Below are 14,910 nucleotides of genomic sequence, written 5' to 3'. Positions count from 1 at the left end.
CCAACCCTCTCCCCTGAAGGGGAGAGGGCTATGACCGCTCCCCTGCACATCGCGGTCCTCATGGGCGGCTGGTCGGGCGAGCGCCCCGTATCGCTGATGTCCGGCGCCGGCGTTGCGGACGCGCTGGAATCGCTCGGTCACCGCGTCACGCGCATCGACATGGACCGCAATGTCGCTGCGCGCCTCAGCGAGGCGAAGCCCGATCTCGTCTTCAACGCGCTTCACGGCGCACCGGGGGAGGACGGGACCGTGCAGGGCATGCTCGACCTGATGGGCATTCCCTATACGCATAGCGGCCTTGCGACGTCCGTGATCGCGGTCGACAAGGTGCTGACCAAGAACCAGCTCGTCCCCCACGGCATCCCGATGCCCGGCGGGCGGATGATGAAGTCGGCCGAGCTGTTCGAGGGCGACCCCCTGCCGCGGCCCTATGTGGTCAAGCCGGTCAACGAAGGGTCGTCGCTGGGCGTGGCGATCGTCACCGACGACGGCAATTACGGCTCGCCGATCGGTCGCGACGTGGCGGGCCCGTGGCAGGATTTCGCCGAACTCCTGGCCGAGCCGTACATCCGCGGGCGCGAGCTGACGACCGCGGTGCTCGGCGACCGCGCGCTCGGCGTCACCGAACTGCGGCCCAAGTCCGGCTGGTACGATTTCGACGCGAAATACACCGACGGGATGACGGAACATGTCTTCCCTGCTGCGATCCCCGACGAGATCACCGATGCCTGCAAGCGCATCGCCGCCGACGCGCATCGCCTGCTCGGCTGCAAGGGCGCGTCACGCTCCGACTTTCGCTGGGACGACGAACGCGGTGTCGACGGGCTGTTCCTGCTGGAGGTCAATACCCAGCCGGGCATGACGCCGCTGAGCCTCGTGCCCGAACAGGCCGCGCATTGCGGGATCAGCTACCCGGACCTGGTCCAGTGGATCGTCGACGAGGCCCTCGGTCGCCGATGAGCCGCGCACCCGCCAAACGCACGCTGAAGCGTCGCCCGCAGACGAGCGGCCGCGGCGGTCGCAAGCCGGCGAAGAAGGTCGGCCTGCTGGACCGCGCCGTCGCGGCGATTCCGGTCAGCGAACAGACGTTGCGCAAGGCGACCGGCTGGTCGATGTTCGCCGCGGCGCTCGGCGTGCTGATCGTCATGGCCGCGTGGCTGGGCATTCCCGGTACGATCGGTACGGCGCTGGCCGAAACGGTCGGGCGTGCGGGGCTGAAGGTCGATCGGATCGAGGTCACCGGCACCAATCGCATGGACCGGATGACGATCTACGCCGTCGCCCTCGACCAGCGCAGCCGGGCGATGCCGCTGATCGATCTGGAGGGCGTGCGCAGCAAGCTGCTCGATTATCCCTGGATTGCCGATGCACGCGTGTCGCGCCGACTGCCCGACATGCTGGTGATCGACATCGTCGAGCGCGAGCCCGTCGCGATCTGGCAGAACCACGGCCAGCTGATGCTGATCGACGTCACCGGCAAGCCGCTGGAGCCGGTGTCGCCCGACGCGATGCCGCCGCTGCCGCTCGTGATCGGCGACGGTGCCAACGAACGCGAGCCGCAGTATCAGACGCTGATGAACGCCGCGCCGCAGTTCAAGCGGATCGTGAAGGCCGCGACCTGGGTCGGCGATCGCCGCTGGGACCTGCTGTTCGCGAGCGGCGAGAAGCTGTCGCTGCCCGAGGGCGAGGAGGCCGCGGCGAGGGCGCTGGCCAAGTTTTCGCAGCTCGACGCGCGCGACCGACTGCTCGGGCGCGGCTATCTGAGCTTTGACTTGCGCGATCCGACACGAATGGTGTTGCGTTTGCCGGGTGGCGCGACCAACGCCAAGACGATGACGGGGGACGGCGCCTGAGCGGCGTCACACAGGGGCAAGGCAATGGCGAAGGCAGGGCCTGAAGAACTCATCACCGCACTCGACATCGGGTCGTCGAAGGTATCGGCGCTGATCGCGCAGAAGGGCGACGGCGGTGAGCTGGTCGTGCTCGGCACCGGCCAGCGCGAAAGCCGCGGTGTCCAGCGTGGCTATATCAGCGACATGCACGCGACCGAAGCCGCGGTGCGCGAGGCGGTCGAGCAGGCCGAGCGGATCGCAGGCCTCAACATCGAGGATGTCTGGGTCAGCTTCTCGGCCGGTGGCCTGGTCAGCGACGTCGTGAAGCTGGAAGTCGACCTAGGCGGCCACCGTGTCGAACAGGCCGATATCGACGACCTGCTGCGCGCCGGGCGCAACGCGATCGATCCCGGCGGGCGGATGGTGCTCCACGCCCAGCCGATGCGCTACACGCTCGACGGGCGCAACGGCGTGCGCAACCCGCTGGGGCTGCATGCCGACAAGCTGGGCGTCGATATCCACGTCGTCGCGACCGACGGCTCGCCGGTCCGCAATCTCGACCTGTGCGTCCGCTCGGCGCATCTTGAGGTCAAGTCGATCATCGCCGCCCCCGTCGCGACCGGCCTGTCGTGCCTGTCCGAGGAGGAGCGCGAGCTGGGCGTCGCGCTGGTCGAAATCGGCGCGGGCGTGACCAACGTCAGCGTGTTCCGCGAAGGCGTCCTCGCCAGCCTGGCGTCGATCGGCATGGGCGCCGCCGACATCACCGACGATATCGCCTCGGCGTTCGGCACCCGTCGCGCGCAGGCGGAGCGGATGAAATGCTTCCACGGCTCGGCCAACATGAGTCCGCGCGATCACCACGAGATGATCGACGTCGCGCCGATCAGCCATGACGGCGATGCGGAAGTGACCCGCATCACGCGCGCCCAATTGAACACCGTGATCCGCCAGCGGCTCGAACGGCTGATGGCGGAGGTCACCAAGGAGCTGAAGCGGCTGAACTTCGACGATCCGGTCGGGCGGCAGATCGTGCTGACGGGCGGCGGATCGGAACTGCGCGGCATCGCCGATTACGCACAGCAGGCGCTGGGGCGGGCGGTCCGCGTCGGGCGGCCGCGCGGGTTGTCGGCCTTGCCGGATGCGCATTCAGGGCCGGCGTTCGCGACGCTTGCAGGGCTCGCCGCCTTTGCCGCATCCGACCCGATCGACCTGCGCGCGATCGAGCCGAGCGGTGGCCAGCTGGTCGCGCGACCCAAGGGCGGCGCGCTGCTGCAACGGCTGATGTCGGCATTTCGGGCGAATTATTAACGTTTTGCGACGGCTTTCCCCGTTTTGGCCCTAGTCGAAACTCGAGTGTTGGTGCAAAACGGGACAGTAAACAGGTGGGCCCCGGAGTAATTGGGGTCCTTGGGAGACCAGGGCATGAGCATCGAATTCCTTCCCCCCGACGTCGATGAGCTGACGCCGCGCATCAGCGTGATCGGCGTCGGCGGCGCGGGCGGCAACGCGATCGCGAACATGATCCGCGCCGATGTGCAGGGGGTCGAGTTCCTTGTCGCCAATACCGACGCGCAGGCGTTGAAGCAGTCGGAGGCGCCGACGCGCATCCAGCTGGGCACCAAGATCACCCAGGGCCTGGGTGCCGGTTCGCGGCCCGAGATCGGTCGCGCCGCGGCCGAGGAAACGATCGAGCAGATCCAGAAGAGCCTTGAGGGCGCACATATGTGCTTCATCGCCGCCGGCATGGGCGGCGGCACCGGCACGGGTGCGGCCCCGGTCATCGCCAAGGCGGCCCGCGACATGGGCATCCTGACCGTTGGCGTGGTGACCAAGCCGTTCGCGTTCGAGGGCAAGCGCCGCGCGCAGTCGGCCGAAGCGGGCATCGAGGAACTGCAGAAGTTCGTCGACACGCTGATCGTCATTCCGAACCAGAACCTGTTCCTGATCGCCAACGCCAACACGACCTTCAAGGAAGCGTTCGAGCTGGCCGACGAAGTGCTGCAGCAGGGCGTGCGCGGCATCACCGACCTGATGGTCATGCCGGGTCTCATCAACCTCGACTTCGCCGACGTCCGTTCGGTGATGCAGGAGATGGGCAAGGCGATGATGGGTACCGGCGAAAGCTCGGGCGATGCCCGCGCGATCGAAGCGGCGCAGAAGGCGATCGCCAACCCGCTGCTCGACGGCGTGTCGATGCGCGGTGCCAAGGGCGTCATCGTGTCGATCACCGGCGGCGACGACATGCGCCTGCTCGAAGTCGACGAAGCCGCGAACCATATCCGCGAACTGGTCGATCCGGACGCGAACATCATCTGGGGGTCGGCCTTCAACCCGGACCTGGAAGGCAAGATCCGCGTGTCGGTCGTCGCGACCGGCATAGAGGCGATGGCCGAAGGCGAAGCGCCGCCTGCGCCGGTCGCCGAAGCGCCGCGTGTCTTCTCGTTCAACGCCCCGCGCCGTCCGGAGCCCGCTGCGGCCCCGGTCGCCGCTCCGGTCGCGGCACAGCCGGCACCGGCGCCTGCGCCGGAAGACACCTATGGCACGACGGCGCCGGTCCCGACCCAGGTCGATGCCGGCGGCTATGACGAGCCGACCCATGTGTCCTCGCCGGCTGCCGTCGCGGCGCGTGCGGAAGACGATGAGCTCGTGCTCGGCTCGGATGCGATGATGGACGTGCCGCCGTCACAGGCGCCGGCGCAGCCGCAGCCGCAGCCGCAGGGTTACGGCGACGTCCCGCCGGAACCGGCGATCCGTCGCCGCTGGCTGACTGGCGCGGCTGACGAGCCTGCGGCCCCGGCCGAACCGGCCCCGCGCGTGAAGATGGGCGGTACGCTGTTCGAACGCATGTCGGGCCGCGGTCCGAAGGCAGAGGACGATACCGACGGCAAGTCGCCGGTCGACATCCCCCGCTTCCTGCACCGCCAGAACAACCAGTAAGACTGGTTGGAGAAATCGAAAGCGGGCGTCGGGCAACCGGCGCCCGTTTTGTTTTCGGCCAAAGTCGTCCTCGTGTCGGGGAGGATCGGCGTAGCGAGCGGGCGCCGTCACACTCCTCCCCTGCAAGGGAAGGGGGACCGCCGCCGCAGGCGGTGGTGGAGGGGGGCTTCCGCAGGCGAGTCGCTCGCGGCCCGCCCCCTCCACCATGCTGCGCATGGTCCCCCTCCCGGTACCGGGGAGGATCGGCATGGCGAGCGGGCGCCGTCACACTCCTCCCCTGCAAGGGGAGGGGGACCGCCGCCGCAGGCGGTGGTGGAGGGGGGCTTCCGCAGGCGACTCGCTCGCGGCCCGCCCCCTCCACCATGCTGCGCATGGTCCCCCTCCCCGTACCGGGGAGGATCGGCATGGCGAGCGGGCGGCATCACACTCCTCCCTGCAGGGGGAGGATCGGCTTGGCGAGCGGGCGCCGTCACACTCCTCCCCTGCAAGGGGAGGGGGACCGCCGCCGCAGGCGGTGGTGGAGGGGGGCTTCCGCAGGCGACTCGCTCGCGGCCCGCCCCCTCCACCATGCTGCGCATGGTCCCCCTCCCGGTACCGGGGAGGATCGGCATGGCGAGCGGGCGCCAACACTCCTCCCCTGCAAGGGGAGGGGGACCGCCGCGGCAGGCGGTGGTGGAGGGGGGCTTCCGCAGGCGACTCGCTCGCGGCCCGCCCCCTCTACCATGCTGCGCATGGCCCCCTCCCGTACCGGGGAGGATCGGCGTGGCGAGCGGGCGCCAACACGCCTCCCCGTGCCGGGGAGGATCCACAGAGCCCCAACCGCGCCATCCCGACACAAATCGGCGACGAAGCCGCCCCCCTCCCGACTCCCCGTTTCCGCGCCGACCTGCTAGGCAGAGCCTGCAATGCGCGTCCGCCGAACGTCCCATCCGTCGATTTCATCCGTATTTTCAGACGGTTCGACGCAAGATTGCGGCGTCGACAGCGCAGGTTCAGGCGCGCGGGCGCTCAGGTACGGTCACAGATGAGACTTCGACATTTCCGTTCCGGCGTCGCGGCGATCGCGCTTGCCGTCGTTCCGGCGGGCGTCATGGCCCAGCATCTGATGCCAGCGCCAACGCCGACGGCCGATGCGCTGGCAGCACAGATGCGCGTTCTGGCGCAGAACCCGCGCGACGTGTCGGCGCTGCTCCAGGCAAGCGAATTGAGTGTTCGGCTGGCCGACACGGCGGCGGCGATGGGTTTTCTTGCGCGGGCGCAGACGGTCGATGCCACCAACCCGCGGTTGCAGGCGGCGCGTGCGTCGATCCTGGTGGCGATGGAACGGCCGGTGGAGGCGCTGCGCCTCTATGGGCAGGCCGAGCGTGCCGGCGTCGGCATGGACAGCTATCTGGGACAGCGCGGGCTGGCGTACGACCTGACCGGCCAGGGCGCATTGGCGCAGGCCGATTATCGTCGCGCGTTGACGCTGTCGCCCGATGACGAGACGGTTCGTCGGCTCGGCCTGTCGCTCGGCATTGCCGGCAAGCGCGACGAGGCGCTGACGCTGCTTGACCCGCTGCTGCGTCGCAACGACCGCGCGGCATGGCGTGCCTGGGCGTTCGTGCTGGCGATGGCGGGGGACCAGCCGCAGGCGCGGCAAATCGCCACGAATATGATGGCCGGCGGCTCCGCGCTGGCGCCGTTTCTTGCGCGGTTGACGACCCTGCCGGCAACCGATCGCGCCTTTGCGGTGCATTTCGGCCAGTTGTCGCCGAGCGCGGCGCGAATGGCCGATGCCCGAATGGCGCCGGCGCCGGGCGGGCAGGCGGGGGTTCAGGTGGCGAGTCGCGAAATGCGCGCGCCGGTCCTGCCCCTCGTGCGACCGGCGCCAGCGCCGACCCCTGCGCCGACTCCCGCGCCGGTACAGGTTGCAGCGCCGACGCCCGCGCCGGTACAGGTAGCGGCGGCGGCTTCTACCACGGTGCCCTCGGGCCTGACCGCGTCGGGGGCGGCGTCGCCGACCGTGGTGCGCGCCTCATCAAGCTTCACGACAGCCGCAGCGCCCGCACCTTCGCCGCTACCGACACCGGCACCCACACCGACTCCGGCCCCGGTCGTCACCGCTGCGACACCGACGCCGGTTGCAGAGCCGCCGGCGCCGGTCCCGACCCAACCGGTTCCCGTCGAGGTCGTGACCCTTCCGACCCGCCGGGTGGCGCAGGCACCGGCGCCGAGTCCGACCCCCACGCCGGTCCCCGTCGTGCAACAAGCCGTCGCCCGCCCGGTGCCGACGGTGCGCACGCCCGAGGTCGCACGGCGAAACACGCAACTGCTCGCCTCGATCATCGAGAAGATCGACGTGCCCGCCGCCGAACTCGAGGTGGCCGCCCCGCGGTCGACCGCCAAGCCTACGCGCGCATCGAAGACTGCGGCCGCCGAAGCCGAAGTAAAGGCAACGAAGTCAGCCGACGCGAAGAAGGTCCCTGTCGACAAGAAGGCGGAAGCGAAGGCGCAGGCCGACGCGAAACTGTCGGACCTCAAGGCGAAGAAGCTTGCAGACGCCAAGGCGAAGGCAGACGTTGAGGCCAAAGCCAAGAAGGTCGCCGATGCGAAGAAGCCCGACCCCACCAAGGCGGAGCCACAGCGCTGGTGGGTGCAGGTCGCGGGCGGTGCGAACGAGGACGATCTGGACAAGGACTGGAAGCGCGTGACGGCCAAGTCCGCCGCGCTGAAGGGCAAGGGCGCCTATACCACGCCGCTACGCGCGACGAACCGGCTGTTGACGGGGCCGTTCAAATCGCAAGAAGAGGCCATGGCCCTCGTCAATACCCTCAAGAAGGATGGCACATCCGCGTTCGCGTGGCAGAGCCCGGCAGGACAGAAGGTCAGCAGGCTCGCGACCAAGTGATCGCCCGTGCCAGCTGGGCCGCAAACCCGGACGCGACCCGGGGGCGGCTCCATCCGGAACCGGGCGGATCGGCGCGCGGGCCCCGGGACGCGTTTCAGCGCGACCGCGACCGCATCATCCATTCGATCAGCTTTCGCCGCTTGCGCCACAAGACGCAGGTGTTTCTGGCGCCCGATGGCGATCATTTCCGCGTCCGGCTGACGCACAGCATCGAGGTCGCCCAGATTGGTCGGACGATCGCGCGTGCTTTGGGGCTGAACGAGGATCTGACCGAGGCCTTGTGCCTGGCCCACGACATCGGCCATCCGCCGTTCGGCCATGCGGGCGAGAATGCGCTGGAGGCCGCGTTGGTGGGTCATGGCGGGTTCGATCACAACGGCCATACGCTGCGTGCGCTGACCCGGCTCGATTCGCCCTATCCGATGTGGCCCGGCCTCAATCTGACCTGGGACACGCTGGAGGGGCTCGCCAAACACAATGGCCCGGTTCACGAACCCGGCTGGGCGCTGGCCGCGGTCGATGCCGAGATGCCGCTGGACCTGACCAGCCACGCCTCCCTCGAGGCGCAGGTCGCGGCGCTGGCCGACGACATCGCCTATGACAATCACGACATCGACGACGGCCTGCGCGCCGGGCTCTTGACGCTCGACCAGCTGCTCGCCGTGCCGCTGGTCGCGCGCGGCTGGCAGGGGGTGTGCAGCCGCTTCCCCGGCGTACCGGCCGAGCGGCTGATCGGCGAACTGATCCGCTCGCAAATCGGCGCGATGGTCAACGACCTGATCGAGACGACTCGCGCCGCGGTGGCGGAGGCGGGGGTGGAGACGGTCGACGACGTCCGCGCCGCGGGCCGCACGCTCGGCCGCTTCTCCGACGCGATGCGCGAGGACGAACGCACGCTGAAGCGTTTCATGTACGCCAATCTCTATCACCACCCGAACCAGCTGGCCGCCGCCGATACCGCGCGCACGATCGTCAGCGGGCTGTTCGAGACCTATCGTGCCGATCCGTCCGCAATGCCGCCCGAGTGGCGCGAGCGCATGCCGGAGACAGAGCCGTTCCGCAGTCGCCACATCGCCGACTTCATCGCGGGCATGACCGATCGCTACGCCATCCGCCGGTTCCAGGACATCGCCGGCCCGGTCGCATTACCCGAAGGGTTCTGACGCCAGCCGAGCCGCTGCTGCGACGAACCGCGCGCCTGACACAGTTCTGCGACAGGACAGGCGTAGTCCCGCTCGGGAGACCGGGAGATCGACCGCGATGTCCGATACCGTCGTTGCCTTGAATCGCTTCGGCCTGGGCGCCCGGCCCGGCGAGGCGCCGCCCGCTGATCCCCGCAAATGGCTGGTCGCGCAATTCGACCGCTACCAGCCGCGTCCTGCGGTGCTGGCCGATGCGCCCACCGGGGCCCAGGCGGCGCAGCAGATCCAGCAATATCAGGCGATCCGCCAGGACGTGCGGCAGGAACGCCGTGCGCAGGCCCCTGCTGCGGCGATGATGGCCGAGCCTGCGATGGCACCAACCGACCGGCGCCCCGCCGGACCGCGTCAGGTCGCGCAGGCCGACGATACGCTGCCGAGCGAGGCGGAGCGGATGCGCGTCGCGCTTCGCCGTCAGGGGCAAAGCCTCTACACGCGTTCGATCGGCCTGAGGATGAACGCGGCGCTGACGACGCCCGCACCGTTCGTCGAGCGGCTGGTGCATTTCTGGGCGAACCACTTCGCCGTGTCCGCCGATGGCCTGCGCGTCGCGCCCTTTGCCGGCCCGTTCGAATTCGAGGCGATCCGACCGCATGTGCTCGGCAGCTTCCGCGACATGCTTTTCGCTGTCGAGCGGCACCCGGCGATGCTGCTGTTCCTCGATCAGGCGCAGTCGGTCGGGCCGAACTCGGCGTTTGCGACGGTCGCCGCGCAGCGCCCGGCGGCGGCGCAGCGCAAGTTCGGGCTGAACGAGAATCTCGCGCGCGAGATCATGGAGCTTCACACGCTGGGCGCGCGCACCGGCTATACCCAGGCCGACGTGACCGAGTTCGCCCGCGCGATGACCGGCTGGACGGTCGCGGGGCTCGGGCGCGGCGTCGGGCGCGCGCCGGGCGCCGCGCCGGGCAGCTTCCTGTTCGCCGAGCGACTGCACGAACCGGGGACGCGCACGATCCTCGGCAGGAGCTATGCACAGGCGGGCGTGGCCCAGGCGTCCGCGGTGCTCGACATGCTCGCCGCGCATCCCGCAACCGCCAGACATATCGCGACCAAGCTCGTCCGCCATTTCGTTGCCGACGATCCGCCCCCGGCCGCGGTCGCGCGGGTGGAGGCGGCGTTCCTGCAATCGGACGGCGATCTGCCGACCGTCTATCGTGCGCTGATCGCGGCGCCGGAGGCCTGGGTGCCGCAGGCCGCGAAGTTCAAGACCCCGTGGGACTGGTCCGTCTCGACGCTTCGTGGGCTGGGTCTGAGCGAGTTCGGCACGCCGCAGACCGTCGGCCTGCTCCAGCAGCTCGGGCAGCCGGTGTGGCGGCCGGGGTCGCCCGCGGGGTGGGACGACGTGGCCGCAAGTTGGGCCGGTCCCGATGCGGTCCTGCGCCGCGTCGAAGCGGCGGAGCGGTTCGCAAACCGTGCCGGCCAGATCATCGACCCGCGGGAACGCGCGGCCGAGCTGTTTCCCGGCGGCGCCAGCCCGGCGACGACCCAGGCCATCGCGCGTGCCGAAAGTCCGCCGCAGGGCCTCGCGCTGCTGCTGGTGTCCCCCGATTTCATGCGGAGATAAGCCCATGGTCACGCGTCGACATGTCGTTTCGTCCGCGGGCCTCGCCATGCTGGGTGCGACCTTCGCCCCGCGGATCGCTTTCGCCGCCGCGCCGACGACCAGGCGCTTCGTGTTCGTCATTCAGCGCGGTGCCGCCGACGGGCTCGGCACGCTCGTGCCTTATGCCGACCCGGCCTATGCCGCGGCGCGGGGCGTGCTCGCCGACGGGCCGTTTCAGAAGCTCGACGGCATGTTCGGGCTGCATCCGATGCTCGCGCAATCGGCGGCCATGTACCGCAGCGGCGAGGCGCTGTTCGCACACGCCATCGCATCGCCATACCGTGACCGTTCGCACTTCGACGGTCAGAATGTACTCGAGACCGGCGGAGCGCAGGCCTATGCGGTCAAGGACGGATGGCTCAACCGCCTGCTGACGGTCCTGCCGCAGGGCGATACGCGTGCCATCGCCATCGCGGCGACGGTGCCGATGGCGCTCCGGGGGCGGGTCGAGGTCGCGTCCTATGCCCCGTCCGTGCTGCCCGATGCGACCGACGACCTGCTGGCGCGGGTGACACACCTCTACGCCGGCGACGCGCAACTGCATGGCTTGTGGGAACAGGCGATGGCGACGCGCAACCTGACTGGAGATATCGCCGCCGACGATGGCCGCAACGCGGCGGCGACCGGCGCATTGGCAGCCAAGCTGCTCGCTCCGCCCGACGGGGCGCGCATCGCGATGATAGAGACAGGCGGCTGGGACACGCACAGCGGCCAGCAAGCCCGGCTCGCAGGGCAGTTGCGGGGCCTCGACGCGATGATCGCCGCCATCAAGACGGGCATGGGCCCGGCGTGGAAGGAAACGATGGTGCTGGTCGCCACCGAATTCGGCCGCACCGTCGCCGTTAACGGCACCGGCGGCACCGATCACGGCACGGCATCGGCGGCGATGCTGTTCGGCGGCGGGGTGAAGGGCGGCCGGGTGCTGGCCGACTGGCCGGGACTTACGCCGGCGAACTTGTTCGAAGGCCGCGACCTCAAGCCGACGACCAGCCTGGACGGCTTCATCGCAGGCGCTGCGGCGTCGCACTTCGGGATCGATCCGGCCCGCACCGTCGCAGCGCTCTTCCCGAAGGCGGGAGCGGTGAAGGCGGTCGAGGGGCTGGCGTAGCCTCGAACGGGGACCGCGATCCTCCCCGGCAAGAGGAGGGGGCCCGCGCGCAGCATGGTGGAGGGGTGTCCCGCTATCGCGAGCGGACGGCAGGTTAGATTGCCCCCGGCAATCTGAGGTCCCGCGGGGCGGGATCGACCTGCCGTTCCCCTCCGTCAGGCCTTTGGCCTGCGACCTCCCCTGGCAGGGGAGGAGGGGGATCAGTCCGCGCTGGCGGTGCGGTCGGCGGTGCCACGGGCGAGGGCACCCTTGGCCGATGCGACCGAGAAGCGGACCGGGCGGGCGCCGGCGTGGCCGGTGACGACACCGTTGCGGACGACCAGGCGGAACGCGTCGCCCTGCGGCAGCGCGGTGCCGGTCAGAACGGTAGCCCCGTCTGCCGTCTTGGTGCTTTCGTAACGATAGGTGACGCCGTCGTGCGTGAAGCTCTTCGTCGGCTCGCCGGCGATGCCAGCGGTGGCAACAAGGGCGAGAGCAGGGGTCGCGATGATGCTGAGCAGCTTGAACATAGCAGGTCTCCGAATGATGTCGGGGAAGCGTCGATCGCGGTTCCCGTCTGACATCTGGATCATATTGCACTGCAACATAGGGACAATCGCACGTGTTGCGATCGCGATTGCAATTCCTGCAACTGCGGAGCGGCCGGTGCTTGCGATGCGACGCCACCGCCCGTAAGCGCCTGCGTGCTATGACACTCTATCCGCGCTTTGCCGCCCATATCGATTCCGCTCTTGATGCCCTCGTCGCATCGGGACAGCTGCCGGCGGGGCTGGAGCGACGCGCGATCACGGTCGAGCCGCCGCGCGATGCGAGCCACGGTGACCTCGCGACCAACGCCGCGATGGTGCTGGCCAAGCCCGCCGGCACCAATCCGCGCGCGCTGGCCGAGGCCCTGGCCGGCGAACTGCGCGCGATCCCCGGCGTGTCGAGCGTCACGGTGGCAGGGCCGGGCTTCATCAACCTGACGCTGGACGACGCGACATGGCGCGACGAGCTTGCGGGCATCGTCGCGGCTGGCGACGACTACGGCAAATCGAGCGTCGGTGCGGGCATTACCGTCAACGTCGAATATGTGTCGGCCAACCCCACGGGGCCGATGCACATGGGCCATTGCCGCGGGGCGGTGGTGGGCGATGCGCTCGCCAACCTGCTCGCCTTCGTCGGGCACAAGGTCATTCGCGAATATGTCATCAACGACGCGGGCAGCCAGGTGCAGACGCTCGCCCGCTCGGCGCATCTACGGTATCGCGAGGCGCTGGGCGAGGACGTCGGTGCCGTGCCCGAGGGGCTGTATCCGGGCGATTACCTGATCCCGATCGGGCAGACGCTCGCTGCCGAATTCGGCGACCGTTATGTCGATGCTCCGGAGAGCGAATGGCTCGCGACGTTCCGCGTGAAGACCGTCGACGCGATGATGGATCTCATCAAGGCCGACCTCGCGCTGCTCGGCATCCATCACGACGTCTTCGCGTCCGAGGCCGAGCTGCAGGCCGCCGGCAAGCCCGAGGCCGCCGAGGCGTGGCTGCGCGCGCGCGACCTCGTCTATGACGGCGTGCTCGAGGCGCCGAAGGGCGAAACGCCCGAGGATTGGGAGCCGGTCGAGCTGCCGCTGTTCCGCTCGACGAAGTTCGGCGACGACCAGGACCGCCCGATCAAGAAGTCGGACGGGACCTGGACCTATTTCGGCGCGGACCTCGCCTATCACTTCCAGAAGGCGCAGAGCGCGGACCAGCTGATCGACATCTGGGGCGCGGATCACGCCGGCACCGTCAAGCGCATCCAGGCGGCGGTCGCCGCGCTGACCGAAGGCAAGACGCGCTTCGACGTGAAGCTGGTCCAGATGGTGCGCCTGCTGCGGGCGGGCGAGCCGGTGAAGATGTCGAAGCGCGCGGGCAATTTCGTGACGCTGGCCGACGTCGTGCGCGAAGTGGGCAAGGACGTGGTGCGCTTCACCATGCTGACCCGCAAGGCCGATGCGCAGATGGATTTCGACTTCGCCAAGGTGGTGGAGGCGTCGAAGGACAATCCGGTCTTCTACGTGAACTACGCCCACGCGCGCATCCATTCGCTGCACCGCCGCGCGAAAGAGGCGGGGATCACGCTGCCGGCACAGGCCGATCTGTCCCGGCTTGATACGGCGGAGCTCGCGCTGGTGAAGCGCATGGCGCAGTTCCCACGTGTCGCCGAAGGGGCGGCGGCGGCGCGCGAGCCGCATAGAATCGCTTTTTATCTCTATGACTTGGCTGCGGAGTTTCATGCTCTGTGGAATCAGGGTAATGACGATCCGTCGCGGCGATTCCTGCTGGTCGACGACGTCGAGACCACGGCGGCGCGACTGTTCTTGGCCGACGCGGTCGGTCAGGTTATCCGGGGCGGGCTTGCGATCATGGGGGTCGAGGCAGTCGAGGAGATGGGCGGGTGAGCATCGGTAACGAGAGCAGCGGTCGCCCGGTTCTTGCCGAGGACGATCGGCTCCCCTGGCTCGAGTCCGCCGACGACAATTACAGCGAGGGGCCGTCGCTGCTTCGCATCCTGGCGATCGCCGTTATCGTCCTGGCGCTGATCGCGACCGGCGTATGGGCCTATCAGCGTTATGGCGGCAGCTCGGGCACCACCGGCTCCGGCGAACTGATCACGGCGCAGGACGGCGACTACAAGGTCAAGCCCGACACGCCTGGCGGCATGAAGGTCGATGGCCAGGGCGATAGCGTGTTTCGAACGTCGGAAGGGGCGACCGCGACCGGCGCGATCGACACCCGCGCGGTGCCCGAAGCGCCGGTTGCCGGCAAGACCGCGACGCCGAAGGTGAAGCCGACCGAAGGGGCGGCCCGCGTCGTCGCCGCCGTTCCGCCGGCGCCCAGCGGTCGCCTGACCGCGCAAGCACCGGGCGTCCCGCTGCCCAAGTCGAACACCGGCGGCGGTGGCGGTGCGCTGGTCCAGCTCGGCTCCTTCCCGTCCGAGGCAGCGGCGAACACCGCCTGGGAGGCATTGTCGAAGCGGTTCGCCTATGTCGCGAACCTGGGCAAGTCGATCGAAAAGGCCGATGTGAAGGGCGCAACCGTGTATCGTCTGCGGGTGAATGCCGGCAGCAACGGCAATGCAACGACGATCTGCGGGCGGCTGAAGGTCGCGGGTGAGGCCTGCTTCGTTCCGAATTGAGGGGTTGAGTCCTTCTCCCCGTTGGTGCTGAGCTTGTCGAAGCACCGTTCTTTGTGCCCGGAGCGAGAAGCTTGCGGTTTAAAGAACGGCCCTTCGAAAAGCTCAGGGCGAACGGCTGGGTTGGGCTTTTTTAGCCTGATCGTCCCAAAGCCGCTCACCCTGGCATTCCGTCCATCATCATC

The 14,910-nt window shown here is 69.1% G+C and carries 11 protein-coding genes; 10 read left to right on the top strand and 1 reads right to left on the bottom strand.

What is annotated here, in order from left to right:
• The first annotated feature begins 42 nt into the window (after positions 1 to 42).
• The 8 genes from JW805_10225 (at position 43) to JW805_10190 (ending at position 11,569) form a co-directional block, all read left to right on the top strand.
• The gene (locus tag JW805_10225) at positions 43 to 960 is read left to right on the top strand and encodes a D-alanine--D-alanine ligase (protein ID MBN2972391.1); all 918 of its coding nucleotides are present in this window, start codon (positions 43 to 45) and stop codon (positions 958 to 960) included.
• Positions 957 to 1,853 (top strand): FtsQ-type POTRA domain-containing protein, encoded by an 897-nt coding sequence (locus tag JW805_10220; GenBank protein ID MBN2972390.1) that lies wholly within the window; start codon positions 957 to 959, stop codon positions 1,851 to 1,853. The genes JW805_10225 and JW805_10220 overlap by 4 nt, the downstream gene beginning before the upstream one ends.
• Before the next feature lie 24 nt (positions 1,854 to 1,877).
• Positions 1,878 to 3,140, top strand: a complete 1,263-nt coding sequence (ftsA, locus tag JW805_10215) for a cell division protein FtsA (protein ID MBN2972389.1) — start codon at positions 1,878 to 1,880, stop codon at positions 3,138 to 3,140.
• Positions 3,141 to 3,254: 114 nt separating this feature from the next.
• Positions 3,255 to 4,769, top strand: a complete 1,515-nt coding sequence (ftsZ, locus tag JW805_10210; protein ID MBN2972388.1) for a cell division protein FtsZ — start codon at positions 3,255 to 3,257, stop codon at positions 4,767 to 4,769.
• Between the two features lie 1,024 nt (positions 4,770 to 5,793).
• The gene (locus JW805_10205; protein MBN2972387.1) at positions 5,794 to 7,659 is read left to right on the top strand and encodes an SPOR domain-containing protein; all 1,866 of its coding nucleotides are present in this window, start codon (positions 5,794 to 5,796) and stop codon (positions 7,657 to 7,659) included.
• The gene (locus tag JW805_10200; protein ID MBN2972386.1) at positions 7,656 to 8,822 is read left to right on the top strand and encodes a deoxyguanosinetriphosphate triphosphohydrolase; all 1,167 of its coding nucleotides are present in this window, start codon (positions 7,656 to 7,658) and stop codon (positions 8,820 to 8,822) included. The genes JW805_10205 and JW805_10200 overlap by 4 nt, the downstream gene beginning before the upstream one ends.
• A gap of 97 nt (positions 8,823 to 8,919) precedes the next feature.
• Positions 8,920 to 10,422, top strand: a complete 1,503-nt coding sequence (locus JW805_10195; protein MBN2972385.1) for a DUF1800 domain-containing protein — start codon at positions 8,920 to 8,922, stop codon at positions 10,420 to 10,422.
• A 4-nt stretch (positions 10,423 to 10,426) separates the two neighbouring features.
• Complete coding sequence (locus JW805_10190) at positions 10,427 to 11,569, top strand: DUF1501 domain-containing protein (protein ID MBN2972384.1); 1,143 nt, start codon at positions 10,427 to 10,429, stop codon at positions 11,567 to 11,569.
• Between the two features lie 200 nt (positions 11,570 to 11,769).
• Here JW805_10190 and JW805_10185 read toward each other — a convergent pair whose 3' ends face one another.
• Positions 11,770 to 12,078: a hypothetical protein gene (locus tag JW805_10185; GenBank protein MBN2972383.1), complete on the bottom strand. Its 309-nt coding sequence runs from the start codon at positions 12,076 to 12,078 to the stop codon at positions 11,770 to 11,772.
• 179 nt (positions 12,079 to 12,257) lie between these two features.
• Here JW805_10185 and JW805_10180 point away from each other — a divergent pair, with 179 nt between their 5' ends.
• Entirely contained in the window at positions 12,258 to 13,991 is a 1,734-nt protein-coding gene (locus tag JW805_10180; protein ID MBN2972382.1) for an arginine--tRNA ligase, read from the top strand.
• Positions 13,988 to 14,728 carry an SPOR domain-containing protein gene (locus JW805_10175; GenBank protein ID MBN2972381.1) on the top strand — a complete coding sequence of 247 codons (741 nt, stop codon included), beginning with the start codon at positions 13,988 to 13,990 and terminating at the stop codon, positions 14,726 to 14,728. The genes JW805_10180 and JW805_10175 overlap by 4 nt, the downstream gene beginning before the upstream one ends.
• Positions 14,729 to 14,910 lie beyond the last annotated feature (182 nt).

This window comes from Roseomonas aeriglobus (assembly GCA_016937575.1).
Classification (GTDB): Bacteria; Pseudomonadota; Alphaproteobacteria; order Sphingomonadales; family Sphingomonadaceae; genus Sphingomonas; species Sphingomonas aerigloba.
This window is presented reverse-complemented; position numbering and strand designations above follow the sequence as displayed.

Bases quoted from the DNA above. Each gene is read 5' to 3' on its own strand.
- JW805_10220 (MBN2972390.1), top strand. From the start codon at position 957: ATGAGCCGCGCACCCGCCAAACGCACGCTGAAGCGTCGCCCGCAGACG.
- ftsA (MBN2972389.1), top strand. From the start codon at position 1,878: ATGGCGAAGGCAGGGCCTGAAGAACTCATCACCGCACTCGACATCGGG.
- ftsZ (MBN2972388.1), top strand. From the start codon at position 3,255: ATGAGCATCGAATTCCTTCCCCCCGACGTCGATGAGCTGACGCCGCGC.
- JW805_10205 (MBN2972387.1), top strand. From the start codon at position 5,794: ATGAGACTTCGACATTTCCGTTCCGGCGTCGCGGCGATCGCGCTTGCC.
- JW805_10195 (MBN2972385.1), top strand. From the start codon at position 8,920: ATGTCCGATACCGTCGTTGCCTTGAATCGCTTCGGCCTGGGCGCCCGG.
- JW805_10190 (MBN2972384.1), top strand. From the start codon at position 10,427: ATGGTCACGCGTCGACATGTCGTTTCGTCCGCGGGCCTCGCCATGCTG.
- JW805_10185 (MBN2972383.1), bottom strand. From the start codon at position 12,078: ATGTTCAAGCTGCTCAGCATCATCGCGACCCCTGCTCTCGCCCTTGTT.
- JW805_10180 (MBN2972382.1), top strand. From the start codon at position 12,258: ATGACACTCTATCCGCGCTTTGCCGCCCATATCGATTCCGCTCTTGAT.